This is a genomic window from Natrinema marinum, assembly GCF_024296685.1.
Classification (GTDB): domain Archaea; phylum Halobacteriota; class Halobacteria; order Halobacteriales; family Natrialbaceae; genus Natrinema; species Natrinema marinum.
The window spans coordinates 563,634-589,188 of the sequence record NZ_CP100763.1; the positions used below are offsets into that span (position 1 = coordinate 563,634).

The 25,555-nt window shown below is 67.4% G+C and carries 22 protein-coding genes; 15 read left to right on the forward strand and 7 right to left on the reverse strand.

Going from position 1 to position 25,555, the window contains the following annotated elements; genetic code table 11:
* Positions 1-74 precede the first annotated feature (74 nt).
* The 8 genes from aroC to NKH51_RS02950 all read left to right on the forward strand — a co-directional run bounded on the left by aroC (position 75) and on the right by NKH51_RS02950 (position 7,903).
* Entirely contained in the window at positions 75-1,226 is a 1,152-nt protein-coding gene (gene aroC, locus NKH51_RS02915; protein WP_254763743.1) for a chorismate synthase, read from the forward strand.
* 86 nt (positions 1,227-1,312) lie between these two features.
* Complete coding sequence (locus NKH51_RS02920; RefSeq protein ID WP_254763744.1) at positions 1,313-2,098, forward strand: PHP domain-containing protein; 786 nt, start codon at positions 1,313-1,315, stop codon at positions 2,096-2,098.
* 224 nt (positions 2,099-2,322) lie between these two features.
* The gene (locus tag NKH51_RS02925; protein WP_254763745.1) at positions 2,323-4,227 is read left to right on the forward strand and encodes a 2-oxoacid:acceptor oxidoreductase subunit alpha; all 1,905 of its coding nucleotides are present in this window, start codon (positions 2,323-2,325) and stop codon (positions 4,225-4,227) included.
* A gap of 3 nt (positions 4,228-4,230) precedes the next feature.
* On the forward strand, positions 4,231-5,166 hold the full coding sequence (locus NKH51_RS02930) for a thiamine pyrophosphate-dependent enzyme (protein ID WP_254763746.1): 936 nt from the start codon (positions 4,231-4,233) through the stop codon (positions 5,164-5,166).
* 121 nt (positions 5,167-5,287) lie between these two features.
* Entirely contained in the window at positions 5,288-5,716 is a 429-nt protein-coding gene (gene lrpA1, locus NKH51_RS02935) for an HTH-type transcriptional regulator LrpA1 (RefSeq protein ID WP_254763747.1), read from the forward strand.
* Between the two features lie 66 nt (positions 5,717-5,782).
* Complete coding sequence (locus NKH51_RS02940) at positions 5,783-6,262, forward strand: SRPBCC family protein (RefSeq protein ID WP_254763748.1); 480 nt, start codon at positions 5,783-5,785, stop codon at positions 6,260-6,262.
* Between the two features lie 78 nt (positions 6,263-6,340).
* Positions 6,341-6,943 (forward strand): nitrous oxide reductase accessory protein NosL, encoded by a 603-nt coding sequence (locus NKH51_RS02945; RefSeq protein ID WP_254763749.1) that lies wholly within the window; start codon positions 6,341-6,343, stop codon positions 6,941-6,943.
* Between the two features lie 75 nt (positions 6,944-7,018).
* Positions 7,019-7,903: a DMT family transporter gene (locus NKH51_RS02950; RefSeq protein ID WP_254763750.1), complete on the forward strand. Its 885-nt coding sequence runs from the start codon at positions 7,019-7,021 to the stop codon at positions 7,901-7,903.
* A 54-nt stretch (positions 7,904-7,957) separates the two neighbouring features.
* Here the strand turns inward: NKH51_RS02950 and NKH51_RS02955 are convergent, their stop codons facing one another.
* Genes NKH51_RS02955 through NKH51_RS02965 form a run of 3 tightly spaced genes read right to left on the reverse strand, consistent with a single transcriptional unit; the run spans position 7,958 to position 11,742 of the window.
* Positions 7,958-9,094, reverse strand: coding sequence for a cupredoxin domain-containing protein (locus NKH51_RS02955; protein ID WP_254763751.1), 1,137 nt, complete (start codon positions 9,092-9,094; stop codon positions 7,958-7,960).
* A 29-nt stretch (positions 9,095-9,123) separates the two neighbouring features.
* Positions 9,124-10,833: a pyrroloquinoline quinone-dependent dehydrogenase gene (locus NKH51_RS02960; protein ID WP_254763752.1), complete on the reverse strand. Its 1,710-nt coding sequence runs from the start codon at positions 10,831-10,833 to the stop codon at positions 9,124-9,126.
* A 6-nt stretch (positions 10,834-10,839) separates the two neighbouring features.
* Entirely contained in the window at positions 10,840-11,742 is a 903-nt protein-coding gene (locus NKH51_RS02965) for a hypothetical protein (RefSeq protein ID WP_254763753.1), read from the reverse strand.
* Between the two features lie 266 nt (positions 11,743-12,008).
* On the opposite strand from NKH51_RS02965, the gene NKH51_RS02970 reads away from it, so the two are divergent.
* Positions 12,009-12,866, forward strand: a complete 858-nt coding sequence (locus tag NKH51_RS02970; protein ID WP_254763754.1) for a DUF8054 domain-containing protein — start codon at positions 12,009-12,011, stop codon at positions 12,864-12,866.
* 15 nt (positions 12,867-12,881) lie between these two features.
* On the opposite strand, the gene fdhF is transcribed toward NKH51_RS02970, so the two are convergent.
* On the reverse strand, positions 12,882-15,008 hold the full coding sequence (gene fdhF / locus NKH51_RS02975) for a formate dehydrogenase subunit alpha (protein ID WP_254763755.1): 2,127 nt from the start codon (positions 15,006-15,008) through the stop codon (positions 12,882-12,884).
* 198 nt (positions 15,009-15,206) lie between these two features.
* On the opposite strand from fdhF, the gene NKH51_RS02980 reads away from it, so the two are divergent.
* Both NKH51_RS02980 and NKH51_RS02985 read left to right on the forward strand, forming a co-directional pair.
* Positions 15,207-15,761 (forward strand): hypothetical protein, encoded by a 555-nt coding sequence (locus NKH51_RS02980; RefSeq protein ID WP_254763756.1) that lies wholly within the window; start codon positions 15,207-15,209, stop codon positions 15,759-15,761.
* Between the two features lie 74 nt (positions 15,762-15,835).
* Positions 15,836-16,474, forward strand: coding sequence for a molybdenum cofactor guanylyltransferase (locus tag NKH51_RS02985; protein WP_254763757.1), 639 nt, complete (start codon positions 15,836-15,838; stop codon positions 16,472-16,474).
* A gap of 9 nt (positions 16,475-16,483) precedes the next feature.
* On the opposite strand, the gene yqeC is transcribed toward NKH51_RS02985, so the two are convergent.
* The 3 genes from yqeC to NKH51_RS03000 all read right to left on the reverse strand — a co-directional run bounded on the left by yqeC (position 16,484) and on the right by NKH51_RS03000 (position 18,381).
* On the reverse strand, positions 16,484-17,230 hold the full coding sequence (yqeC, locus tag NKH51_RS02990) for a selenium cofactor biosynthesis protein YqeC (RefSeq protein WP_254763758.1): 747 nt from the start codon (positions 17,228-17,230) through the stop codon (positions 16,484-16,486).
* A 75-nt stretch (positions 17,231-17,305) separates the two neighbouring features.
* Positions 17,306-18,148 carry a beta-keto acid cleavage family enzyme gene (locus NKH51_RS02995; protein WP_254763759.1) on the reverse strand — a complete coding sequence of 281 codons (843 nt, stop codon included), beginning with the start codon at positions 18,146-18,148 and terminating at the stop codon, positions 17,306-17,308.
* Positions 18,145-18,381, reverse strand: coding sequence for a hypothetical protein (locus tag NKH51_RS03000; protein WP_254763760.1), 237 nt, complete (start codon positions 18,379-18,381; stop codon positions 18,145-18,147). Before NKH51_RS03000 ends, NKH51_RS02995 begins: the two co-directional genes overlap by 4 nt.
* A gap of 152 nt (positions 18,382-18,533) precedes the next feature.
* Here NKH51_RS03000 and NKH51_RS03005 point away from each other — a divergent pair, with 152 nt between their 5' ends.
* The 4 genes from NKH51_RS03005 to NKH51_RS03020 all read left to right on the forward strand — a co-directional run bounded on the left by NKH51_RS03005 (position 18,534) and on the right by NKH51_RS03020 (position 25,547).
* Positions 18,534-19,493, forward strand: coding sequence for a ring-cleaving dioxygenase (locus NKH51_RS03005; RefSeq protein ID WP_254763761.1), 960 nt, complete (start codon positions 18,534-18,536; stop codon positions 19,491-19,493).
* Between the two features lie 154 nt (positions 19,494-19,647).
* Positions 19,648-22,683: a PAS domain-containing sensor histidine kinase gene (locus tag NKH51_RS03010; protein ID WP_254763762.1), complete on the forward strand. Its 3,036-nt coding sequence runs from the start codon at positions 19,648-19,650 to the stop codon at positions 22,681-22,683.
* A 124-nt stretch (positions 22,684-22,807) separates the two neighbouring features.
* Positions 22,808-24,034 (forward strand): iron-containing alcohol dehydrogenase family protein, encoded by a 1,227-nt coding sequence (locus tag NKH51_RS03015; RefSeq protein ID WP_254763763.1) that lies wholly within the window; start codon positions 22,808-22,810, stop codon positions 24,032-24,034.
* A gap of 142 nt (positions 24,035-24,176) precedes the next feature.
* On the forward strand, positions 24,177-25,547 hold the full coding sequence (locus NKH51_RS03020) for an outer membrane protein assembly factor BamB family protein (protein ID WP_254763764.1): 1,371 nt from the start codon (positions 24,177-24,179) through the stop codon (positions 25,545-25,547).
* Positions 25,548-25,555: the final 8 nt, after the last annotated feature.

Here is a 25,555-nt window from a genome sequence, read left to right on the forward strand (position 1 = left end):
GACGGTGACGGACCGGTCTGCGTTCGTCCGCGAATCCTGCAGGGCTAAGTGGCCCCGCCTCCGAGGACGTGGTAATGAACGGCAACCGCTTCGGTCGCCTCTTTCAGGTGACCACGTTCGGCGAGAGCCACGGGGAGGCGATGGGCTGTACCGTCTCGGGCTGTCCGGCCGGCCTCGAACTCTCCGAGGAGGACATTCAGGCGGATCTCGACCGCCGGAAACCGGGCCAATCGATGATCACGACCAGCCGCGGCGAACCCGACGACGTCTCGATCAAATCCGGCATTCAGGACGGCTACACGACCGGGACGCCGATCGGGATGGTCATCCAGAACAAGGACGCCCGCTCGGGCAAGTACGAGCCCTTTATTACCGCACCCCGGCCGAGCCACGGCGATTTCACTTACTCGGCGAAGTTCGGCACACGAAACTGGGGCGGCGGCGGCCGTTCGTCGGCCCGCGAGACCGTCAACTGGGTCGCAGCCGGCGCAATCGCGAAAAAGCTCCTCGAGCGTGAGGGGATCGAACTCAAGGCACACGTCAACCAGATCGGCGATATCGAAGCGCCCGAGGTGAGCTTCGAGGAACTGCTCGAGCACTCCGAGGAGAACGACGTGCGTTGTGCCCACCCAGAGACCGCCGCGGAGATGCAGGACCTGATCGAGGAGTATCAGGAGGAAGGCGACTCGATCGGCGGCAGCATCTATTTCGAGGCGCAGGGCGTCCCGGTCGGCCTCGGCGCGCCGCGGTTCGACTCCCTCTCCGCGCGGCTCGGACAGGCCATGATGGCGGTGCCGGCGACGACCGCCTTCGAGTTCGGCCTCGGCCGGGAGGCCCGCGAGTGGACCGGCAAGGAGCGCAACGACGATTGGGAGTTCGACGACGAAGGGAATCCGACACCCGTCGAGAACGACCACGGCGGCATTCAGGGCGGTATTTCGTCGGGTGAACCGATCTACGGCGAGGTCACGCTCCACGCGCCCACGTCGATCCCCAAGAGCCAGCAGACCGCCGACTGGGAGACCGGCGAGATCAAAGAGGAGAAAGTCATCGGCCGCCACGATCCCGTCCTCCCGCCGCGGGGCGTCCCCGTCGTCGAAGCGATGTTGGCGCTGACGCTGGTCGACTTCATGCTGCTGTCGGGCCACATCAACCCCGACCGCGTCGACGATCAACCCGGCGAGTACGATACGGACTACCACCCGAGCAACCCGCGAAACGAGTAACTCGAGCGCCGCCGATCGTCGTCGCCGGAACTGAATCGCGGATATGGAGGCGTAACACCTAATCCGTCGCCCGTGGGCAACGATGTATGCGGGATTTTCACGTCCACTCGAACTACTCGGACGGCAACTTCCTCCGGTCGATGGTCCGCGCCGCCGAGTCGGCCGGCCTCGAGGGGGTGGGGTTCGCCGATCACTGCAACGTGGCCTCGCGCGACCGCCACGAGTCGATGCGCAGCGTCTACGGCTTCAACCTGGATCTCACCTACGAGCGCCGGCGGCAGGGGATCGAGCGGTTGCGTCGCGACTTCGAGATCGACATCTACGACGCGGTCGAGATGGACTACGACCGGCGCGACGAGGACGCTATCGACGCCTTCCTCTCGGAAGCGGGGTTCGACTACGCGGTGGGGAGCGTCCACGACGTGGACGGCAAGAACGTGCAAATCGCGTCGCACTTCGCGGAGATGACCGACCGCGAACGCGACGCGATCGTCGACCAGTACTTCGACAAACTGGTCGCGCTCGTCGAGTCGGAACTGTTCGATATCGCGGCCCATCTCGACCTGCTCGAGCGAACGGAGCCGCTGCGAGGCCGAGCAACCGAAGAGCATTACCGGCGCGTCGCACGGTCGCTGGCGGATTCGCGGACGGTCCCCGAGATCAACGCCGGTCGGGCGCTGACCGACGCCGAGGTCGTCCACCCCTCCGAGACGTTCCTGTCGGTCCTACGTGAGCACGACGTGGGCGTCACCGTCGGCACCGACTCGCATCACCCGACCGAGATCGGCGACCGCGCCGACTTCCTCGCCGAGTTCGTCGACGAGGTCGGTCTCAGACCGGTCGCGCCCGAAGGTCTCGGTCGAGATTTCTGAACCGATCTCTCCCGTCGCCGGAGTGAACGCAGCGAAACCGACCAATAGTTCCCGACGAATGTACCGATTGGTGGTCGATCACTCGGCCATTATAATGGTCTTTAACACATATTCTTAAGTGTACGTCCATTCTTCACGAAAGATCCTTGGTAATCTATAGCAAAGGCTTTAGGTTCGGTAGTGCGAAAATCCGCATACGGTCGGCCCATCGGCCACTGATCACTATGACTAGCGACGAACTCATCTGGCGAATCGCGGGCGGTTCCGGCGACGGGATCGACTCGACGAGCCAGAACTTCGCGAAGGCGCTGATGCGCTCGGGGCTCGACGTGTTCACCCACCGTCACTACCCGTCACGGATCCGGGGCGGTCACACCTACGTCGAGATACGAGCCGCGGACCACGAGGTACAGTCACGCGGCGACGGCTACAACTTCCTGCTCGCGCTGGGCGACTCGTTCGCCCGAAACCCGAAGGAAGAGGCCTACTACGGCAACGAGGAGCTCAAACCGCTCTCGGAGAACTTAGACGATCTCCGCGAGGGCGGGATCATCGTCTACGACGAGGGGCTCATCGACGACGAAGAGGTCGCCGATATCGATCTCGAGGCCCGTGCCGAGGAGAACGATTGGCACGTCTTCCCGATGGACCTCCGGGCGCTGGCCCGCGAACACGGCCGCGAGGTCATGCGAAACACCGCCGGCGTCGGCGTCACCGCGGCGCTGTTGGAGATGGACCTCGGGCACATCGAGGACCTGATGGAAGACGCCATGGGCGGGGACATCCTCGAGGCGAACCTCGAGATCCTCCACGAGGCCTACGACACGATCAACGAGGAGTACGACTTCGAGCACGAGCTGCGCGCGCCGGAGGGCTCTCACGACACCGAGCAGGCGCTGCTGTCGGGCTCGAACGCGATCGCCTACGGCGCGATCGACGCGGGCTGTCGGTTCATCGCCGGCTACCCGATGACGCCGTGGACGGACGTGTTCACCATCCTCACCCAGAACTTCCCCGACATGGGTGGTATCTCCGAACAGGTCGAAGACGAGATCGCCGCCGCGGCGCTGGCACTTGGCGCGAGCCACGCCGGCGCGAAGGCCATGTCCGGCTCCTCTGGCGGCGGCTTCGCGCTGATGAGCGAACCGCTCGGGCTCGCCGAGATGACCGAGACGCCGCTGGTCCTCGTCGAGTCGATGCGCGCTGGCCCCTCGACCGGGATGCCGACGAAACCAGAACAGGGCGACCTCGAGTTCGTCCTCTACACCAGTCAGGGCGACTCCTCGCGGGTCGTCTTCGCCCCCGGCAACATCGAGGAGGCCTACGAGCAGACCCGACTCGCCTTCGAGATCGCGTGGGACTACCAGCTCCCGTCGATCATCATCTACGACCAGAAGCTCTCGGGGGAGAACACCAACGTCGACGTCGAGTTCTTCGACCGCGATCCCTCGCCGGATCTGGGTGCGACGCTGACCGAGGAGGAACTGAAAGAGGCAGCCCACGACGCGAGCGGGAAGTTCAAGCGGTTCAACTACGACGAGGCCGAGAACAACGTCTCCCCGCGGTCGCTGCCCGGTCAGCAGGGCGGGCGCTACCTCGCGACCGGCAACGAGCACTCGCCCGTCGGTCACATCAGCGAGGACCCCGACAACCGCGTCGCACAGATGACCCGCCGCATCGAGAAACTCGAGTCCATTCGCGAGGACCTCGACGAGGAACACGCGTCGAACCAGACGTACTTCGGCGACGAGACGGCCGAATACGGCATCATCACGTGGGGGTCCTCGCAGGGTGCCGTCGCGGAGGCCGTCGAACGGCTCAACGAGAACGGTTACCCCGTCAAGGGGCTCGGCGTCTCCGATATGATGCCGTTCCCCGAGCGAGAGGTCACCGACTTCCTCGAGAGCGTCGACGAGGCGATGGTCGTCGAGATGAACGCCACCGCGCAGTTCCGCGGGCTGATCCAGAAGGAACTGGGCCGGTTCGGCGACAAACTGACCAGCCTCCTGAAATACAACGGCAACCCCTTCGAGCCCGCCGAGATCGTCGAGGGCTACGAGGTCAACCTCGAGGGAGAGGATCGCCAACCGACCGCACAGGTGCGAATCGAACCCGCTGCAGGTGACTGAACAATGAGTGCATTCAACGCAATCGGTGAGGAACGGGAGATCGACCGGGACGAGTTCACGCCCGGCGTCGAACCGCAGCCGACCTGGTGTCCGGGCTGTGGCGACTTCGGCGTCCTGAAGGCGCTGAAACAGGCCCTGCCGGAGGTCGGCAAGAACCCTGAAGAGGTGCTGACCGTCACCGGGATCGGTTGTTCCGGCAAGCTGAACAGCTACCTGGACACCTACGGCTTCCACACGATCCACGGCCGGTCGCTGCCCGTGGCTCGCGCCGCGAAACTCGCGAACCCCGAACTCGAGGTCATCGCCGCCGGCGGCGACGGCGACGGCTACGGGATCGGCGGCAACCACTTCATCCACACGGCCCGGGAGAACCACGATATGACCTACATCGTGTTCAACAACGAGATCTTCGGCCTGACGAAAGGCCAGACCTCGCCGACCAGCCCGAAGGGCCACAAATCCAAGACCCAGCCCTCGGGCAGCGCGAAGACGCCGCTGCGGCCGCTGTCGCTCTCGCTGAACGCCGGCGCGAGCTACATCGCCCGGACCGCCGCCGTCAATCCGAATCAGGCCAAGGAGATCATCAAAGAGGCCATCGAACACGACGGCTTCGCCCACATCGACTTCCTGACGCAGTGTCCGACGTGGAACAAGGACGCCCGCCAGTACGTGCCCTACATCGACGTCCAGGAGTCCGATGACTACGACTTCGACGTGACCGACCGGCGCGAGGCCGCCGAGATGATGCACGAGACCGAGGACGTGCTCAACGAGGGTACGGTCCTGACCGGCCGCTACTACGTCGACGAGGATCGGCCCTCCTACTCCGAGGAGAAACACGCCGTCGGCGAGATGCCCGACCAACCGCTGGCGGAGCGCTACTTCGACGACGACGCCGAGTGGGAGCGCAGCTACGACCTGCTGGACCGACACACCTGAGCCGGCCGTACCCGCACACGGTCGATCGGCCCCGTATCGGCCGTTGACCGCCGCGTCACGTACGATATCCGTCGTTTTCGTATACAAAAGATATTTTTCCGCCGGAGCAAAACATACTCCCATGAGCACTCAGGCGACGGAAGATCGTATCCTCGAAGTTCTCGAGGAGGACGCGCAGGCGTCCTACGCCGAAATCGCCGACCGGGCGAACGTCTCGAAGCCCACGGTGAGAAAGTACATCAACCAACTCGAGGAGGAGGGGGTCATCGTCGGCTACTCGGCCGACATCGACCCGAAGAAGCTCTCGAGCCAGACGATCGCGTTGGTCGGACTCGACGTGGCGAGCGAGCGCTACGTCGAGGCAACGCAGGCGATCAAAGCCCTGGACGAGGTCGAGGCGTTGTACAGTTCCAGCGGCGACCACATGCTGATGGCCGAAGTCCGTGCCGAGGACGGCGACGCACTCGGCGAGATCATCTCCGAGGAACTGCTCGAGATCGAGGGCGTCACCGCGGCCCATCCGTCTTTCCTGCAGGAGCGGCTGAAGTAACATCCGGATCCGTCGTCAGCGATCGTCGGGGCCTACGTCTTCCCGCTGGCCGCCGTAGAGGGAGCCATGCCGACGTACCAACGCGAGACGACCGTCGACTCCCCGTTCGAAGACGTCTGGGCGTTTCACTCACGCGTCTCCGGCCTCGAAGGGGTGACGCCCGACTGGCTGGGCCTGCGCGTCGAACGCGTCATCGGGCCGGACGGCGAGGCGAACCCGCACGTCCTCGAGCCGGGCGCGGAGGTGGCGCTGTCGATCCGTCCGTTCGGGGTGGGGCCGCGCCAGCACTGGACCTCCGTCATCACGGACCGCGAACGGAACGCGGGCTCGGCGTACTTCCGCGACGAGATGGTTTACGGACCGTTCGACCGGTGGGAGCACACGCACTCTTTCCACGCCGACGGCGACCGGACGATCCTTCGAGACCGCGTCGAGTACGAACTCCCGCTGGGCGGGCTCGGCGACGCGATCGAGCCCGTCTCGAAGCCCGGCTTCGAGGCCATGTTCCGCGCACGCCACCGGCTGGCGAAAGCGCGACTCGAATGAGGACAGACGGCCCCTCGGAGCGGCGCATTCGATAGCCGGACCAAACCGGCTTTGATCGCCGAGCGGGTAGTCGCGAGTATGACTGAACGCGGGGGACTCGAGCGGCGACGACTGCTCGGCGCGCTCGGAGCGGGGGCGGCCGTCGGGATCGCGGGCTGTCTCGGCGGGTCCGGGGACGACACCGATGACTCCGGCACCGACGACGAGCGGGCGCAAGTGTACGAACCGACCCACGAGGGCGTCGACGAGGGACCGATCGAGTTCACCGAGAACCAGCGCTGTGCGGTCTGTGGCATGACGCCGACCGACTACTTCGGGAAGGGCCAACTCGTCCACGAAAACGGACTCGCGGCGGTCTTCGACTCCCCGGGCTGTCTGTTCGCCTACAAGGTTTCGTCGACGCCCGACTCACCGGTCGCCGACGCGTGGACGACTGACTACGAAACCGGTGACCTCATCGACGCGACCGCGGCGTACTTCGTGCTGATCACCGACGAGCAGGCCGCCGAGGACCCGATGGGGATCGATCCGCGCCCGTTCGCTGCGCGCGAGGACGCGACGGCCTTCCTCGAGGAGTGGACCGCCGAGGACCTGACCGAGGACGATATCATCGTCGGGCTCGAGTCCGTCGACATGGATATCGCGGCGATCTACCGCGGTAGTCGGCTGCCGATCGAGTAGCGAGCGGGCGCGTCGACGCCCAGCCCGAACGCGGTTCCGGAACCCGTTTGATCCTCCGAGCGAGTGCGATACGACGTGACCACCGACCGCGAGACGACGCCGCTGATTGCGCTCGCCGTCGCCGTGTTCGCGACGAGCACCAGCGCAATCTTGGTCCGCTGGAGCGCGGCGCCGAGTTCCGTCGCCGCCTTCTACCGGGTGCTCTTTACGACGGCGCTGGTCGCGCCGATCGCCGTCGGCAGACACCGCGGTGCGTTCACGCAGCTCTCGAGACGCGATCTCGGGGGCGCGGTCGTCGCCGGCGCGGCGCTGGCGGTCCACTTTGCGGCCTGGTTCGAGAGCCTCGCGCACACGACCGTCGCCGCGAGCGTCACGCTGGTCCAGAGCCAGCCGATCTTCGTCGCGATCGGCGCGGGGCTCTTCCTCGGCGAGCGGATCGGCCCGAAAACGGTGCTGGGCGTCCTCGTTGCCATCGTCGGCGCGGCCGTCATGTCGGTCGGCGATGCCGGGTTCGCGGGCCTCTCCGACGCGACGCTGTACGGCAACGCGCTCGCGGCCCTCGGTGCGGTGACCGTCGCCGGCTACGTGCTGGCCGGCCGCTCGATCCGCCAGCGCGTGACGCTTTTCCCCTACGTGACCGTCGTCTACGGCGTCTGTGCGGTCGCGCTGTTCCTCCTCGTCGGCGTGCAGGGTCACGCGTACGTCGGCTATCCCGCTCGGGAGTGGCTGCTCTTTCTCGCACTCGCCGTCGGCCCCGGTATCATCGGCCACACGGTGAGCAACTGGGTGCTCGAGCACCTCGAGTCGGTCGTCGTTAGCGTCGCCTGGCTCGGCGAGCCCCTGGGCGCGACCCTGCTCGCGGCCGTCTTGCTCGGCGAGTATCCGAGCGCCGTCGCGGCCCTCGGTGCAGTCGTCGTGATCGCCGGAATAGCCCTCGTGACGCTCGAGCGGGCGCGATAGCGCGTTCTCCTCTCGACGGAAGACGGGCTCCAGGCGAAAAAATCGATGCGCGGGCTACTGGACGTTTATTTCGCCGATGGCGTCGAGCTGTGCCTGGTCGAGATAGACGCCCATCTCCTCTCTGGCGACGAACTCGACGGTCTGTTCCCCGCCCGCCTGATTCAAGAAGTCGGACCGGACGTAGGTGGTCAACTCGTTGGTATCGCCGCCGCTGGCGATCACGAGGTTGTGGCCGGGCAGCGGCTGGTAGTGTCGATTCTCGCCGGACGGCTGCGCGCGCCCGATCGTGTTCTCCCACTCGATCGCGTAGGTCTCGCCGGCCTCGAGTTCCAGCGTCGGGTTCGCCTGATCGGCGATGCTATCGGGCGAGACGCCGACCCACTGACCGTCCTCGAGGCGCATCCCGAAGGTGGTCGTCGGTTCGCCGGGTTCGATCTGCGGCAGCGTGACGGTCACTTCCTGATCGCCGCCGTCGATCGTCACCGTCTCGGAGACCTGTTCGTAGCCGTACGTCCAGGCCTGGAGTTCGTACTCGCCGTTTCCGAGTAAGTCGAACCGGGCCAGCGCCTGCTGGTCTTCGGCCTGCTCGGCTGGATCCGGTCGCGCGGCGACGTTCGAGAACGAGTGCCTGTCGTCGAGGGTGACCTCGGCGCCGAGGGGGTCGCCGCCCTCGGTCTCGACGTGGACCACCAGCTCGTGGGACTCGTCGGGGCTAATCAGTTCGATCGGGCCGCGCATTTGGGCCGGATGGGGCGCACAGAAGTACTCCGACATCTCCTCGGAGGCTGTGAACTCGAGGGCGACGGTTTCTCCCTGTTCGGACACCGTCTCCGTGGACTCGAGGATCTCGCCCTGATCGCCGACCGCGCTGCCGCTGGTGATGTTGAAGTTGTGCGTCGCGCCGTCGCCGTTCGTCCAGATGACCCGGTGCTGTTCGCCTTCGATCAGTCGCAGCGGCGGGTTCGAGACGGCGTCGATCTCGTGGGGGGCGACCCCCATCCAGCCGCCGACGATACCGAGCAGTGAGAACGTCCGCCCCTCGCCGTCGTTCTGTACGGCCGGGAGCGTGACGTCGACCGCGTCGCGGTACGCGCCTGCGGTGCCGGCGGCCGCGGCCGTTCCTGTCAGCGCCGCCGTCCCCTTCAGCACGCCGCGACGCGAAACGTCGCGTGAACGTTGATCGTTCGTCATGGTTTGTGTGTCAATCGTGTTGGTGTCTGTTAGCCGCTCATCGAGAACACGGCGAGCGTGTCGCCGCGCGGTCCCTGGCGGAGCCAGCCGCTGCCGCCGACCTGGACGGCGACGTACTGTCTCTCCGTGCCGGGGTCGTACCAGCTCATCGGCGAGGCGCTGATCGGCACGTCGAAGCCGTACTGCCAGAGCCGTTCGCCGGTCTCGCCGTCGTACGCGATGAGGTTCCCGTTCTGGGTCCCGTTGAACACGAGTCCCGTCGCCGTCGACAGCGAGCCGCCCCACATGTACCGTCGCTCCTCGCTCTCGATCCAGTCGCGCCAGACGCGCTCGCCCGTCGCGGGATCGACCGCTGCGAACGCGGTCATGTTCCCGTTCCACTCGTCGGGCATCTCGGAGGCCGGATCGTCCAGCCCGCCGCCCCAGTACGGATCGCCCTCGGAGAACTCCTCGTACCGCCAGTAGAGGTCCTGCGGGAAGTTCTGGTGGATGACGTACACCAACTCCGTCGCCGGGTTGTACGACGGCGGCTGCCAGTCGTTGCCCCCGGGCGCGCCGGGAACGAACGGGACCCGCTCGTCCTCGCTGATGTGAGGGATCATCCGCCACATGTTGATGTGCTGGCAGATCTCCTGGCTGCGCTCGCGGAGCCGTCCCGAGTCGGCGTCGAGCAGGAACACCCAGCCGGCCTTGTCGGAGCCGACGACGATGTCGCGCTGGCCGTCCGCGCCGGTCACGTCGCGGAGTAACACCCGCGGTGCGATGGCGTCGTAGTCCCAGACGTCGTGGGGGCTGCCCTGGTACCCCCACTGCATCTCACCGTTCTCGAGATCCATCGCGATCGTCCCGCAGGTGGGGAAGTTCGGTCCCGGTCGGACCGTCCCGTCGAAGTCCGGCCCGGGGTTCGCGACCGCCGTGTAGAGCACGTCTCGCTCCTCGTCGATCGTCGGCGTCATCCAGGTCGTGCCACAGCCGTGTTCTCGGCTCGCGCCGATCCACTCGTCCTCGGGGAGCGTCTCGCTCTGCCACTGGATCTCGCCGCTTTCGGCGTCTACGGCGGCCATGAATCCGACGACGCCGTACTCGCCGCCGGCGCTGCCCGTGTAGATCGTCCCGTCGCGGATCACCGGCGCCCACGTCGCGGAGTAGCCCTCCTCGTGGTCGGCGGTGGACGTGTACCAGACCTCCTCGCCGGAGTAGCGGTCCAGCGCGACGACGCCCGAGTCGAGCGTCGTCATGTACACCTTGTCGCCGTAGACGGCGGCCCCGCGGTTGTTATCGTCACAGCAGAGTTCGACCCCGATCGGCGGCGCGTAGGTGTAGCTCCAGAGGACCTCGCCCGCGCGGGGGTCGATCGCCTTGATGTGGTTCGGCCCGTTCGTCTGGTACATGATCGGCGGGTCGCCCGGTACCACGATGGGCGTTCCCTCCATGCTCGAGCCGGTCCCGACCGACAGCTCGTACTCGAGCTCGAGGTCGCCGACGTTCTCGGGCGTGATGACGTCGGCGGTGGTGGCCCGGTGCTGTTCGTAGTTCCCGCCGTACATGAGCCACGCCTCTGGGTCGTCCCCCGAGTTGCTCAGCATCTCCTGCGTGACGTCGTCGTTCTGAATGCGACCGATGTCGTGCTGTTCGGTCACCGAGTCTTCGGGGCCGCCGACCAGCGTATAGCCGTCCTCGATCTCTTTCAGTTCGATGTCGCGTGCGGCCTGTACCGCCCTGTCGTTGCGTAGTGCCATGCGTGATCACCTCAGTTCGCTCGGCGCGCGCACGTCGTCCGTGATGTAGAAGACGTCGTGCAGGATGTCTTCCTGGCTGACGATCTGTACCGCCGTCCCCGCGGTGAGCGCGGCCGTCAACTGTTCGTCCGTGAACCGGCCGTCCGCGGCCAGATCGCGGGCCGCCGTCGCCGACACGAACAGCCCGCCCAGCATCGCCTTCACGTCCCTGACCGCGTCGTCGAGGATCGTGTCGGTGACCATTACCTCGTTCTGCCAGAGGTGCCTGTCGAGCCCGCGGATCCAGAGCAAGGCCCCGCCCATCGCGCGGCGGTGCAGCGGCGGGACGTTCTCGGTGTCGAACTCGACGCCCCCCGGGATCTGGTTCGATGGAACCCAGCGCGCCAGCCGTTCGTCGTTGTTCGCGACGGCGATCAGCAGCGCCGTTTTCTCCGCCTCGTCGAAGCCGACGTCGTCGAGCGCCGACGACAGCGGCTCCGCCAGAACCAGTTCGCGCGCCGTCTCCTCGATGTGGTCGGCCGTGAATCGGGGCAGGTTCCCGTCGAGGCTCTCGAAGAAGCCCACGTCGACCAGGTGGTCGTAGAGGCGCCAGCCCGGCTCAGCGACCGCCGTATACAGTCCCTGTGGCTCGTCCGGTACCCCCTCGGCTCGCACGTCCGGTAACCGTCTGATCTGCTCCGCGACGTTCTCCCGTTCCCGCTCGAGCAACTCGGGATCGAGTCGTTTCTCGAGGGCGGCCCGAATCGCCTCGCCCCGGGAGGCGAACGACGAGTCGGACCGCGGTTCGATCTGTCCCGCCAGCCGCGTCCACGTCACGTCCCCGTCTCCCGGCGTCTCGACGCCGAGTGTCGTCGCCAGATCGCGTCGTTCCGCGGCCGTCGTGTCTACTGCAGTTGATATGTGTGGCATGATACCACAACACATAAAACGCCACCGGGACTTCTGTTAATGCTTATCAATGTATTCCGGTCGGATACGGAATATCTAAATGAACGTCCGAGAACGGAAGTAAGATCTCGTTAACAGGTCCATAGATAGAAACGAGATTCACAGCGGATAACCGCCGTGAACCGGACCCGGCGTCCGCTCGCGATGCGTGCCACCGCTTCGAGTCGCTCGCCGCGGCGGTCGCGATTTTTCACCGTCCGACGCGTACCGATCGATAGTGGTTCCCGGTGATCGATCTCCGCGATACGCTCGCGCGACTCGAGCGGCCCGAGTACATCGGTGAGAACCGGTGTACCCCGTGTACCGCGGTAAACGTCGTGCTCTCGTTCGCCCTCGCGGCCGCGATCGGCGCAGCAGCGTCGCCGTTCGCCGGCGCGCTCGCGCTCGGCGTCTCGCTGGTGCTGGTCCGACTCCGGGGGTATCTGATCCCGGGGACGCCGACGCTTACCCGGCGATATCTTCCCGAGCCCGTCCTCGAGCGCTTCGGGAAATCGCCCGCGAGCGCGCCGACGGTCGAGACGGTGACGCCCGCCGAACTCGCGTCCGTCCTGACCGCCGCCGATGTCGCGACCGACGGGACGGACGAGCTTCGGCTAACCCCGTCGTTTCGCGCCCGGTGGGACGACCGGCTCTCGAGCGACGGCGCGACGACTCCGGGGAGGGACGCGGTGCGGTCGGCCCTCGGCGTCGACGACGTCGATCGACTCGGCGATGCGTCGTTCGAACTCGAGGGCCGGCAGCGCGTCGGATGGGTGTCGCCCGCGGCGCTCGCGGCCGACGCCGCCGCGGCGGCCGAACTCGAGGATCGGATCGACGGCTGGGACCGCCTCGAGGCCGACGAGCGTCGCGACCTCCTGACGGGGCTGCGACTGCTACGAGATCGCTGTCCGGCCTGCAGCGGCCCGGTGGTCGCGACGACCGAGCGCCTCGAGCACTGCTGTCGGCGACCCCGAATCGCCGTCCGGGCTGCCTGCGACGCGTGCGACCGGCCGCTGGTCGATCTCGTCGTCGCCGAGTCGATGGCGGCGACGTGGCTCGAGCTGGCGGGAGTGGGGACTGCGGACGGCTCGAGCGCTGCCGGCTGAGCACCGGGCCGTAACTCAGTCGTCAGCGCTCGCGTCGGCGGGTTCGATCCCGACGTCGATCTCCGCGGCGGCGGCCTTGTACTCGGGGATCTTCGCTCGCTCGTCGAGGACGTGGTTCGTGAGTCGGTTGGCCGAGGCGGCCGCGAAGTGCGGCGTCGTCCAGACGACGCCCTCCTTGGTGTCCTCGGTGACGTGGGCCTCGAGCGTGATCTCGCCGCGCCGCGAGCGCAGCCGGACCGTCTCGCCGTCTTCGATGCCGTAGCGCTCGGCGTCGGCGGGGTGGACATCGACGAAGTTCTCCGGGTGCTGGCGGTTGAGCGTCGGCGACCGCGTGCTCATCGTTCCGGTGTTGTAGTGCTCCTCGAGCCGCGCGGTGGTGAGGATCAGCGGATACTCGTCATCGGGCGTCTCGGCCGGCGGCTGGTGTTCGACGCCCTCGATGTGGCCCAGCCCGCTCTCGGTGTCGAACGACTCCTCGTAGAGGAAGGGGTCGCCCTCGTCGCCGGGCTCGTAGCAGGGCCAGTGGAGCCCCTCCTCGCCCAGCAGGTCGTAGGTCATCCCGTGGTAGCTCGGACAGACCTGCCGGAGCTCCTCGAAGACGTCTTCGGGATCGTCGAAGTCGAAACCCGAATCGAACAGCCGCCGCCCGACCTCGCTCACGATCTCGAGGTCGTGTTTCGTGTTCTCGTGGACTTTCTCGACGCCGCGCATGCGCTGGACGCGCCGGTCGGTGTTGGTGACGGTGCCCCCGCGCTCGGCCCAGGTCGTCGCCGGCAAGAGCACGTCGGCGAACTCGGCGGTCTCGGTCGGGAAGATATCCTGCACGACCACGAACTCTAACTCCGCGAGCCGCTCGGCGACGCTGTTGGCGTCGGGTTCGCTCATCACGGGGTTCTCGCCCATGACGTACAGCCCCTTGATCGAGTCGCCGGCCTCGTAGGAGATCTCGACGTTCGTCAGGCCCGGCTCGTCGGGGATTTCGAAGCCCCAGACCTCCTCGACCGATTCGCGGGCCTCGTCGTCGTCGACCAGCTGGTAGCCCGGCAGGACGTTCGGCATCGCGCCGACGTCACAGGTCCCCTGAACGTTGTTCTGCCCGCGCAGCGGGTTGACCCCGGTTCCGGGCCGCCCGAGGTTGCCCGTGATCAGCGCCAGATTGATCTCGTTTTGCACGTTGTCGACGCCGCAGGCGTGCTGGCTCATTCCCATCCCGGTGAAGATGGCGGCGTTGTCCGCCGTGGCGTACTTTTCGGCGGCCAACTCGATCGCCTCGAGCGCGACGCCACACTCCTCGGCCGCCGCTTCCGTATCGAAGTCCTCGAGCGTCTCCTTCAGGTCCTCGAAGCCCTCGGTGCGTTCCGCGACGAACTCTTCGTCGACCCAGCCGTCTTCGGGGTTCTCCTCGTGGTGCTCGAGAATCGTCTTCAGGACGATATTGAGCAGCGGGATGTCGGTCCCGGGGTTCAACTGGAGGTGCTGGTGGCGCTCGGTGTCGTCGATCTGGAACGACCGGGTCGTCTTGTTCGCATGCGGGTCGACCTGAACGACGGTCGCGCCCTCGAGGACGGCCTGCCGGAAGTACTGGCTGTTGGCGATCGGGTGCTGTTCGCCCGGATTCGCCCCCTGGATCCAGAAGAGGTCGGCCTCCTCGCGGAGGTCGCGCATGCTGTTGGTCATCGCCCCCGCACCGAGGCTGGTCCGCAGCGCCCAGACGGTCGAGGCGTGGCACATCCGCGTGCAGTTGTCGACGTTGTTGGTGCCGTACCGGCGGGCCAGCTTCTGGAGGAGGTAGTTCTCCTCGTTCATCGTCTTCGAAGAGCCGAAAAAGCCCATCGCGTCCGGGCCGTACGCCTCGCGGATGCGCTCTAGTTCGCCGACGACGTACTCGTAGGCCTCCTCCCAGGTGGCCTCGCGGAACTCACCGTCCTCCCTGATCTGGGGCTCGGTGAGCCGGTCCTCGTGGTCGACGACCTCCGTCGCCGCGCCGCCTTTGATGCAGATGCGGCCCTCGTTGACCGGCGCGTCGCCCCACGGCATGAATCGGACATCGCCCGGTTCCTCGCCCTGCTGTACCTTGATGCCGCAGCCGACGCCGCAGTACGGACAGATCGTCTTGACTGGCTCTTGCTGGTCACTTGACATTGGTTTCGCGTCTCACCCGTTACCTCGAACCCACCACCCGGCTGTGCATGAGGTTTTCTAACACGCGAGTAGTATGTGGGCGCGAGCGACGGATCGGCGATCCGTGGTCGGATACCGCGTCGAAGGCGAATCACCGGTGACGGGCCGGACCCCACCGACGGGAAACGCTGACGGTCCACCGTGTGAAATGGTTTCACGATGGAGCTCACCCGTTCGCTCGTCGAGTCCGAGGCCCGCGATTACCGGGAGCGAGAACCCCTCTACGCCGTCGAGCGGGAGAACCTCGAGACGCTGCCGACGGCGTTCGCGTCGGGCGAGTACGGCCGGCGGGACGCGGCCTGGGTCGTCAGGTGGTACTACCGGCGGTTCCTCGGCGATTTCCCCGACGCCGAGCGACGGACTGCGGAGGAGGCGTTTTGGGACACCGACTTCGAAGCCGTCCGGAGCGCCATCGCCGACGCCGTCGACGCGGACGGCGCCGCCACGGGCCTCGAGTCGCTGACCGACCTCGAGGCCGTCGACGTGTCCGTCGCCTCGGGCTTTCTCATGTTCGTCGATCCCGACGCGTACGTCGTCGTCGGTCCGCGCGAGTGGGCGACGCTCTGCGAGGCGGGCGAACTCGCCGAACCGTATCCGGACCTGCCGACGATCGGCGAGTACGAGACCTACCTCGAGCGGTGTCGCGCGCTCGTCGATCGGTTCGACTGCGACCTCTGGACGCTGTACCGGGCGCTCTGGCGGCTATCGAAGTGAGAATCGATTGCCGACCGTGCTCGGAGCGAGGAGACGACCGGACGCTTTTACTCGCGCTGGACGAACGGTCGACCATGTCACCCGATCCCGACCGGAACGAGCGCACGGGGCTCATCGTCGCCGGCGGGCACTCGACTCGTTTCGGCGAGGTCGACAAGGCCGTCGCCGACCTCGGCGGCACGCCGATGATCCGCCGCGTCGTCGACCGGCTCGAGCCCGTCGTCGACGCGTTCGTGATCAACTGCCGCGAGGAGCAGGTGCCGGCGATCCGCGAGGCACTCGCGGGCGGTCCCGACGCCTCGTTCGCGGTCGATCCGGTCCCCGACCGCGGCCCGATGGCCGGGATCATGACGGGACTGCGCGCGACTGAGACGCCCTACGCCGCCGTCGTCGCCTGCGATATGCCGTTCGTCGACCCGGCGCTCGTCGCCCACCTCTTCGAGCGGGCTGCCGGCCGCGAGGCCGCGGTGGCGCAACTCGAGGACGGGTGGTTCCAGACGACGCAGGCGGTCTACCGCGCCGAACCGATGATCGAAGCCTGCGAGCGCGCCATCGCGCGCGACGAGCGGCGGGTCGTCGATCCCCTGCTCGAGCTCGACTACGCCGTCGTCGACGAGGACGAGGTCCGCGAATACGCCCCACTCGAGACCTTCGAGAACGTCAACACCCGCGAGGAGTTCGCGGCGGCCGAAGCCCGTCTCGAGGGCGAGTGAGCCGTCGCGCTACCCCTCGCGGATGGCGACGACCGGTTCGTCGTCGATCATCCGCGCCAGCACGACGCGCTCGACGGGAGGCGCTCGCTCGAGCAGTTCCATCGCGATCTCCTCGGCGATGGCCCGCCGCTCGGCGTCGTCGACCTTGTTGAGCAGTGGGATGACCGTCGCGCCGTCTGGCACCCCCTTCAGCCCGCCGCGGTCGCTCGCGAGCACGCGAGCCACGTCGACGGCTCGGATCGCGTCGCCCCGATCGCGTCCGGTGATCGCTGCCACCCGCTCCGGCCGGTGGACGTGCTCGCTCGAGAGGGGGTTGCCGACGACTTCGACGCTCGCGATCGGGATCACCGTGTCGGCGCTTTCCGGAAGCTGGGGCTCGCGGTCGTTCGGGGCCTTGAACTCCCGCGTCCGCGCGCCGTCGGCTTTGACGAGCACGAGATCCGCGGCGTCGGCCGCCGCGAGGCCGTCGATTACGTCGGGGTCGTAGCCCAGATACCGATCCCCTTCGCGCTCCGGGACGACGCCGACGGGCCACGCGTCCGTGCGCTCACAGGCCGCGACCGGGTCGTCGGTCACGGTCACCGATTCGACCTCCCGATCGAAGATGGGAATTCGGACCGTCGCCGTCACGACCGCCCGTCGGGAGCGCTCGGCGGCGGCGCGCGCGGCCAGTGCGTACAGTGTGGTCTTCTTGCCGCCCGCACCGACGACGGCGACGACGCCCGAGTCGGCCCGGAGCGCCTCGAGGACATCCATACCGGCGCTTCCACCGGGAGGGGCTAACCGTTTGGGTCCGGCCGGGTTCGGAGTCGGTCGCGGCTCGAAGCCTCCTCACAGCCCGAGTATCTCCCGCGCCTGCGCCGGGTCCGCGACCTCGCGGCCGAGTTCATCGGCGACGCGGACGACGCGCTCGACGAGTTGCGCGTTGCTTTCGGCGAGTTCCCCCTGCCGGTAGTAGACGTTGTCCTCGAGTCCCACCCGGACGTGGCCGCCGAAGAGCAGTCCCATCGTCGCGAACGGCAGCTGGTGGCGGCCAAAGCCGAGCGTGTTGAACAGCGCCCCCTCGGGCAGGTTGTCGATCGCGTTCAGGAAGTTCCGCGGCCGCGGCGGGGTCAGCGTACCGGGGCCGAAGATCAGCGTCGCGTAGACGGGCTCGGTGAGGTCGCGGCGCTCGAGCAGCCCGTGGGTCTCGTTCAGATGCCCGTCGTTGAACACCTCGAGTTCGGGCTTGATACCGCGGTCGACCATCTCCGCGTGGAGCGAGTCGACCAGCCCGCGGGTGTTCTCGCTGGTGAGGTGGTCGTAGCGGTTCAGCGGTCCCATGTCGAGTGAGGCCATCTCCGGCGCGGGATCGGTCCGCAGCGGGAGGTGGCGATCCGCATCGGGCGCGCCCGTCCCGCCGGTCGAGTGCTGGATGATCACGTCGTCGGCGTAGCGGCGGATCGCGTCGTCGATCTCCTGGAAGCGCTCGGTCGCGAACGTGCGCTCGCCGTTGGGCTGGCGCGCGTGGACGTGAACGACCGACGCGCCGGCGGCCTCCGCTTTCGCCGCCGCTTTGCCGATCTCCTCGGGGGTCTCCGGGAGGTGTGGCGTCGTTTCCTTGCCCTGCACGCCGCCGGTCAGCGCCGCCGTGACGATGACCGGCTCGCCGGCGAGGAAGTCCTGGTAGGTCACGCGTCGTCACCCCCGGCCGTGCGGTTGCCGCCCGCGTTCTCCCCGTCGTCCGCGTGTGCGCGGTAAATCTCGCAGTCGCGGTCGTGGACGAGGTCGTAGCGATCGTTACAGATATCGGCCCGCATCGGCTGGACGAACCGATCGGCCGCCGTGCAGTAGGCCCGCGGTTCGTCGAACGGCTCCCGGTCGGGATCGTCCGATCCATCGCGGTACTCGAGATATGGACAGCCCATGCCACCCCGTTCTATCTGCTGGATGTTAACGATCGTTGCCGCTGCGCTGTCAGGCGAGGTTTGGATCGGACCGATCGCTCCGGTAACACCCGCGTCCCCTGGTGACGCGGACGCGAGCAAACGATTCAAGCGCCGGCTCCCTAGAAATGGCAATGTCACCGGACACGCCCGGACTTCACCACGTGACGGCGATCGCCGGCGACCCGCAGGACAACGCCGACTTTTACGTCGGCACGCTCGGCCTGCGGTTGGTCAAGCGGACCGTCAATCACGACGACACCGGCACCTACCACTTCTACTTCGGCGACGGGGAAGGTACCCCCGGCACGAACATCACGTTCTTCCCGTGGACCGATCGGGGCCGAGACGGGCGGTTCGGAGCCGGCCAGACGAAGACGACCGCCTACGCGATCCCCACCGACTCGGTCGACTACTGGCGCGGCCGCCTCGAGTCCGGGGGCATCGATGTCGAGGCGGCAACCCGATTCGACGAGACCGTCCTCCGGTTTTCGGATCCGGACGGGATCGAACTCGAACTGGTAGCGACCGAGGCAGAAACCGCTGGCACTCCCTGGGAGGATAGTTCGGTCCCTGCCAAACACCAGCTTCGCGGCTTCTATGCCGTGACCCTGGCAGTCGACGGCTTCGGTCCGACCGAGACGATTCTGACCGACGTGCTCGGCTACGAACTCGAGAGCGAGGCCGACGGTCGTCGTCGCTACCGCAGCGCGACCGGCGGTCCCGGCTCGATCGTCGACCTGGTCGAGACCGACCCCGGTCGCGGGCAGATGGGCGTCGGCACGGTCCATCACGTCGCGTTCGCGGCCGAGAGCGTCGAAGAGCAAGCGCGCTGGCGAAAGGCCTTCGCCGACGCGGGGCTGTCGCCCTCGGAGGTGATCGACCGGAAGTACTTCCAGTCGATCTACGTCCGTGAGCCGGGCGGCGTCCTCTTCGAGATGGCGACGACGGGCCCCGGTTTCACCGAAGACGAGGCCCTCGACGAACTGGGCGAGCGGCTGACCCTGCCCGAGTGGCTCGAGGACGAGCGCGAACAGATCGAAGCGCAGTTGCCCGACTTCGACGGGCCGACCGTCGGCTCGGACGGGGACTGACTCGGGCCGCGACTCGCTGGCCACCCACCGTCTGCCGCGCGACGTGTCGATTCCGACGGATACGCCGTGCTGACCGCTCGAGCGGTGCCGTCATCGCTTCGTTGCGCTTCCGACCGCCGAGCGTTTTATCCCCTTCAACGGCTACCACCAGAGCATGAGTACACGATCGAACGCCACCGGCGAGGTGTTCTGGGGGGATACCGATGACGAGGTGGCGCTCGAACGCTATCGGACGCTCGTCGAGACGATCGACGACGGCATCTTTCAACTGGGCCCCGACGGAACCTTCGTCGCGCTCAACGAGAAAATCGCCGAGATGACGGGCTATTCCCGAAGCGAACTCCGCGACGAACACGTCTCTCTCCTTCTCGAGGCCGCCGACGTCGAGTCGATCGAACGGGAACTCCGCGAGTATCTCTCGGCCGAGATCGACGAGATCCCGACCTTCGAATTCGCCGTTCGAACCGCCGACGGGGAGACGATCCCCTGCGAACTGCGGCTCTCTACACTCACCGACGGCGACGAGTTTCGGGGAACAATCGGCGTCGCGCGAGCCCGGACCGAGACGACGCAACCGACCACGCTCGAGTCGGTGCGGCCGTCCTACGAGTCGATCGCCGACGTGCTCGACGAGGCGAACATCGGCGTCATCGTCCTCGGCGAGCGCCTCGACATCAGGTGGATCGACGAGACGATCGAGGAGTACCTCGGGCTCGACCGTGAGACGGTCGTCGGACGGAACAAGCGGGCGGTGATCGACGAGCACCTTCGGGGGACGTACGCCGAACCGGACTCGTTCGCCGACACGGTCCTGTCGGCGTACGATGCCGGCGAGTACATCGATCGCCTCGAGTGTCGCATCGCCGACGACCACGACGGAGACGGCGAGGGGCGGTGGCTCGAGTATCAGAGCAAACCGATCAGATCGGGACGCTACGCCGGCGGTCGGATCGAACTCTACTACGATATCACCGACCGAAAGCAGTCGGAAGACGCCTTACACGAGAGACAGGAGGCGTTCCAGTCGCTGGTCGACGCCGTCGAAGAGTACGCCATCTTCCGGCTGGCCCCCGACGGGCGCGTCATCAGCTGGAACGAGGGTGCGAAGCGAATCAAGGGCTACGACCGCGAGGAGATCGTCGGCGAGCACTTCTCGACGTTCTACACCGACGAGGACCGAGCGGCGAACGTTCCCGAGCGAAACCTCGCGGTCGCGACCGAGCACGGTTCGGTCGAGGACGAGGGGTGGCGACTCCGGAAGGACGGGACCCGGTTCTGGGCGAACGTCACCATCACGTCGATCCGCGACGACGACGGCACGAACCGCGGCTATCTGAAGGTAACTCGCGATATGACCGACCGGCGCAAGCGCGAACGGGAACTCGAGACCGAACTCCAGCGCATCCTCGGGCGGATCTCCGACGCGTTCTACGCGGTCGACGACGAGTTCCGGTTCACGCACGTCAACGAGCGCGCCGCGGAACTCCTCCAGCACTCCGAGGCGGAACTGCTCGGAGAGACGCTTTGGGACGTGTTCCCCTCCGCAGCAGCAGTCGACGAGGTCTGGGAGGCCTTCCACACGGCCCTGGAAACTCAGGAACCGACCAGCTACGAACTGTACTACGACACGCTCAACTTCCGGGTCGAGGCGAACCTCTATCCCTCCGAGACCGGCATCTCGGTGTACTTTCGGGACGTGACCGAGCGCCGAGAGCGCGAACGGGAACTCGAGCGGACCGAGCGGCGGTTCGAGGCGATCTTCGAGGACCCGAACATCCTCGTCGGCCTGCTCGAGCCCGACGGGACGGTCCTCGACATCAACGGGACGGCGATGGAGTACATCGACGCCGACCTCGCGGCGGTGACCGGCGAGCCGTTCTGGGAGACGCCGTGGTGGGGTGAGGGCGAGGAGATCCGCGCCGATGTCAGGGAGTGGATCGAGCGCGCGGCGGCCGGCGAGTACGTCGACTTCGAAGCCGATCTCGTCCAGCCGGACGGCGAACAGTACACGGTCAACGGCGTCTTCAGGCCGGTCACGGACGACGACGGCGAGGTGGTCTCGATCGTCGTCTCGGATCGCGACATCACCGAGCGCAAGAAACGCGAGCGCGAACTCGAGGAGTCCGAACAGCGATACCGGACCATCGCGGAGTACTTCCCGAACGGGCTCGTCACGTTGTTCGACCACGACCTCGAGTACACGCTGGCGGCCGGCCAGGGCTTCGACCGGATCCCGGTCGAGCCCGCCGACCTCGAGGGACGTGCGTTCGACGATGTCTGGCCCGACGAGACCGCCGACGAGCTCCGGCCAGCCTTCCAGGCTGCGTTGAACGGGGAGCAACGCTCGGTCGAACTCGAGTACGCCGACCACGAGTGGGTCCTCCACGCCGTCCCCGTCGCCGACAGCCGGGGCGACGTCTTCGCCGGCGTGACGATGGCGCAGGACATCACCCAGCGCAAAGCGAACCGGCGCAAACTCGAGGAGACGATCGCCCAACTCGAGGAGTCTAACGAACGGCTCGAACAGTTCGCCTACGCGGCCTCCCACGACCTGCAGGAGCCGCTCCGGATGGTCTCGAGCTACCTCCAGTTGCTCGAGAAGCGCTACGGCGACGACCTCGGGCCCGAGGCAGAGGAGTTCCTCGACTACGCCGTCGACGGGGCCGAGCGGATGCGCGAGATGATCGACGCCCTCCTCGAGTACTCCCGGGTCGAAACCCGAGGCGATCCGCTCGAGCCGGTCGCCCTCGACGCCGTCCTCGGGGACGTAATCGAGGACCTGCAGCTCCAGATTCAGGAGACGAACGCCGAGATCACGACCGACGAGCTTCCGCGCGTCGAAGGGGACGCCAATCAGCTCCGGCGGGTCCTGCAGAACCTGTTGAGCAACGCGCTCGAGTACAGCGGCGACGGGCCCCCGCGCGTCCATGTCACCGCCGACCGCCGCGACGGCAAGTACGTGATCTCGGTCGACGACGAGGGGATCGGCATCGACCCAGCGAATCAGGACAGCGTCTTCGAGGTGTTCCAGCGCCTCCACAGCCGCGGCGAGTACGACGGCACCGGCATCGGCCTCGCGCTCTGTGAACGCATCGTCGAACGCCACGGCGGCGAGATCTGGGTCGACTCCGAACTCGGTGCGGGATCGACGTTCTCGTTTACGCTTTCCCCTGCCGATTCCGACGAGTGACTCGGGTCAGAGGCGATCGAACGGGCCAGCCACGGGCTCCTCGGCTCGAGGGGCCGAGCGGCGAAGCCCACCCCAGCCAACCGCGACTCTCGCTTTTAACAGCGGTCCGGGCGTACGGGTCTCTATGACACGATCCCGCACGGAAGAGCGCGACGCCGCGTTCCGGTTCGAGTATCTTCCTCCGACGATCCGATTCGGTCAGAACTGCGTCGACGATCTCGAGCGGGAACTCGAGCGCCGGGAGCTCGAGCGCGCGCTGATCGTCTGCGGGTCGACCGTGGGGGACACGCCCGGCGTGATCGATCCGGTCAGAGAGGGACTTGGCGACCGACTGGCCGGCGTCTTCGACGAGACGACGCCGAAAAAACGGCTCGCGACGGCGGTCGATGGCCGGGAGGCGCTCGAGGACGCCGACGCCGACGTTCTCGTGACTCTCGGCGGCGGCAGCAGCCTCGACGTCGCGACCGTGATCAGCGTCCTCGCGGCGGGCGACCGCTCCCACGAGGACGTGGCTGCGGAGTTCGCCGACCGCGGCACGATTTCGGTCCCCGACGAGGGCCTGCTACCGATCGTGACGATCCCCACCACGCTGGCCGGGGCCGACCTCTCGATGGTCGCGGGCGTCACCGCCGCACCCGACTCGAGCCCGGTCGACGCGGAACTCGGGGGCGGGATCTCCGATCCGGGGCTGATGCCCGCGGCCGCGTTCTACGATCCGGATCTGGTCGCGACCACGCCCGAGTCGATCCTCGCGGGGTCGGCGATGAACGGCTTCGACAAGGGCGTCGAGACGCTCTACGCGGCCAACGCGACGCCGATCACCGACGCGACGGCCCGCCACGGCATCGAGAACCTCGCGGACGGCTTCCGCGCGTTCGGCGACGGGGACCGCGACACCGAGACGTTCGAGACGATCCTCGAGGGGCTCGTCCTCGTCCAGTACGGGATGTCTCGACCCGGCGAGACGACGGTGTCGATCGTCCACGCCTTCGGCCACGGGCTGACGCGGACCGGAGACCTCCAACAGGGGATCGCCCACGCCATCGTCGTCCCTCACGTGCTCGAGTACCTGTTCGAAGCGGATGGGGTGGACGCTCGCGCGGGGACGCTCGCGTCCGCGCTCGGCGTCGGCGAGGCCGCGGACCGGCCGGCCGCGGTCGTCGAAGCCGTCGCGGAGATCCGGGACGCGCTCGGGCTCCCCTCGCGGCTCCGAGACGTCGACGGCCCCGAGCGAAGCGAGTTCACCGCCGTCGCGCAGGCGGTCCTCGACGACGCGTTCATGGCCAACGCGCCGCCGGGGCTTGACCCGACCGTCGCGGAACTCGAGGGCGTGCTCGAGGCGGCGTGGTGAAGGCGGGCCGATAGCCGGCAGAGGACCCGGTTCTCGGCCACCGTTTCACTCGGCGAACTGATCGCTCTCTCGCGTTTTCGGGTCGGGACGGTATTATCGACTCGATAGTAACGGTGATCGACGGCGATCGGTCGACACGAGCATGAGCAGGTACGCGAGACGGAACCTACTGCGGGCAGCCGGACTCACGGTCGCGATCGGGACGGGTGCGGTGACCGGGTCGGGAGCGGCCGCCGAACGCACGGCCGCGGAAGCGGCGACGACGAACGGGACCGGCGGCTGGTCGTCGACCCGCGGCGATCCGGGAAACACGGGTTTCAATCCGGACGCGACCGGCCCGGCGTCGCCGGTCGCTACTGCCTGGTCGCACGACCACGCTGGTCGGTTCGCGGTCGCCGACGGGACGGTGTACCTCGCGACCGACGACGGGCCGGTACACGCGATCGACGCGACGGACGGGACGCTCGCGTGGGAGACCGAGATCACGACTGCGGATGACGGGGAGGCGGTCGAGGCCACCGGCTCTCCGGCGGTGGCCCACGAGACGGTGTACGTCACCGCGAGGGAGCCGGATCCGGATCTGGTCGCGTTCGACGCCGCGACCGGGGACCTCCGCTGGCGGGCCAACGATCTCGGTTACGAGACGAATCAGGCACCCGTCGTCGCGAACGAGCTCGTGTTCGTCGTCGCCGACCAGATCCTGTACGCGCTCGACGCGAACAGCGGTGAGCGCCGGTGGGAGTTCGATCCGGAGCCGATGCCGACCGACGGCGGGGGGACTCGAGGAGACCCCCTGCAGCGCGAACCCGTGGCCGTCGCGAACGGGACCGTCTTCGCCGTGAGCAACAATCGACTGTTCGCCCGAGCCGTCGACACGGGGGCCGAACGGTGGACGGATACGGTCGACGACTGGCGCTCGAGCACGTTCTCCGGCCGTCCGATCGCTGCCGACGGCGTCGTCGCCGTCCTCAAAAACGATACCGTGACGATCTACGACGCCGACACCGGTGCGCGCCGCTCGACGGTTCCCGACAGCTCGCTCGATATCCTCGCCGACGACCGCGTGTACGCCGTGACCGAGAGCGGTGACGCCGACCGATCGACCGTCATCGGCTACGAGCCGACCGGCGCCCCCGTCTGGCAGCCGTCGGACGACCTCGAGCCGATCGCGTCCGCGGTCGCGGGCTCCAAAGCCGTCTACGCCGGACTCGAGGAAGCCGGCGGAGCGGCCGGCGTAGTCGCTCTCGACCGAACCGACGGGAGTCGCGAGTGGCGCGTCGACACCGACGCGACGCCGCGGCAGCTCGCCGTCGTCGACGACACCGTCTACGCGAGCGGCGACTCCCTCGTCGCGATTCGGACCGAAGGCGACGACCGAGGCGACGACGGCAGTAGCGGTGACAGCGAGACGACGCCCGGGTTCACCGCCGGGACCGGCGTGGCGAGCGGGGCACTCCTGCTCGAGTGGCTCCGCCGACGAACGGCCACCGACGGTGAGCGACGCGTCGAGTGAGCCGTCCC

Bases quoted from the DNA above. Each gene is read 5' to 3' on its own strand.
- NKH51_RS02930 (WP_254763746.1), top strand. From the start codon at position 4,231: ATGAGTGCATTCAACGCAATCGGTGAGGAACGGGAGATCGACCGGGAC.
- NKH51_RS02960 (WP_254763752.1), bottom strand. From the start codon at position 10,833: ATGGCACTACGCAACGACAGGGCGGTACAGGCCGCACGCGACATCGAA.
- NKH51_RS03000 (WP_254763760.1), bottom strand. From the start codon at position 18,381: ATGGGCTGTCCATATCTCGAGTACCGCGATGGATCGGACGATCCCGAC.
- NKH51_RS02985 (WP_254763757.1), top strand. From the start codon at position 15,836: ATGTCACCCGATCCCGACCGGAACGAGCGCACGGGGCTCATCGTCGCC.
- yqeC (WP_254763758.1), bottom strand. From the start codon at position 17,230: ATGGATGTCCTCGAGGCGCTCCGGGCCGACTCGGGCGTCGTCGCCGTC.
- NKH51_RS02945 (WP_254763749.1), top strand. From the start codon at position 6,341: ATGACTGAACGCGGGGGACTCGAGCGGCGACGACTGCTCGGCGCGCTC.
- NKH51_RS02980 (WP_254763756.1), top strand. From the start codon at position 15,207: ATGGAGCTCACCCGTTCGCTCGTCGAGTCCGAGGCCCGCGATTACCGG.
- NKH51_RS03010 (WP_254763762.1), top strand. From the start codon at position 19,648: ATGAGTACACGATCGAACGCCACCGGCGAGGTGTTCTGGGGGGATACC.
- NKH51_RS03015 (WP_254763763.1), top strand. From the start codon at position 22,808: ATGACACGATCCCGCACGGAAGAGCGCGACGCCGCGTTCCGGTTCGAG.
- aroC (WP_254763743.1), top strand. From the start codon at position 75: ATGAACGGCAACCGCTTCGGTCGCCTCTTTCAGGTGACCACGTTCGGC.
- fdhF (WP_254763755.1), bottom strand. From the start codon at position 15,008: ATGTCAAGTGACCAGCAAGAGCCAGTCAAGACGATCTGTCCGTACTGC.
- NKH51_RS02925 (WP_254763745.1), top strand. From the start codon at position 2,323: ATGACTAGCGACGAACTCATCTGGCGAATCGCGGGCGGTTCCGGCGAC.
- NKH51_RS03020 (WP_254763764.1), top strand. From the start codon at position 24,177: ATGAGCAGGTACGCGAGACGGAACCTACTGCGGGCAGCCGGACTCACG.
- NKH51_RS02965 (WP_254763753.1), bottom strand. From the start codon at position 11,742: ATGCCACACATATCAACTGCAGTAGACACGACGGCCGCGGAACGACGC.
- NKH51_RS02940 (WP_254763748.1), top strand. From the start codon at position 5,783: ATGCCGACGTACCAACGCGAGACGACCGTCGACTCCCCGTTCGAAGAC.
- lrpA1 (WP_254763747.1), top strand. From the start codon at position 5,288: ATGAGCACTCAGGCGACGGAAGATCGTATCCTCGAAGTTCTCGAGGAG.
- NKH51_RS02920 (WP_254763744.1), top strand. From the start codon at position 1,313: ATGCGGGATTTTCACGTCCACTCGAACTACTCGGACGGCAACTTCCTC.
- NKH51_RS02955 (WP_254763751.1), bottom strand. From the start codon at position 9,094: ATGACGAACGATCAACGTTCACGCGACGTTTCGCGTCGCGGCGTGCTG.
- NKH51_RS03005 (WP_254763761.1), top strand. From the start codon at position 18,534: ATGTCACCGGACACGCCCGGACTTCACCACGTGACGGCGATCGCCGGC.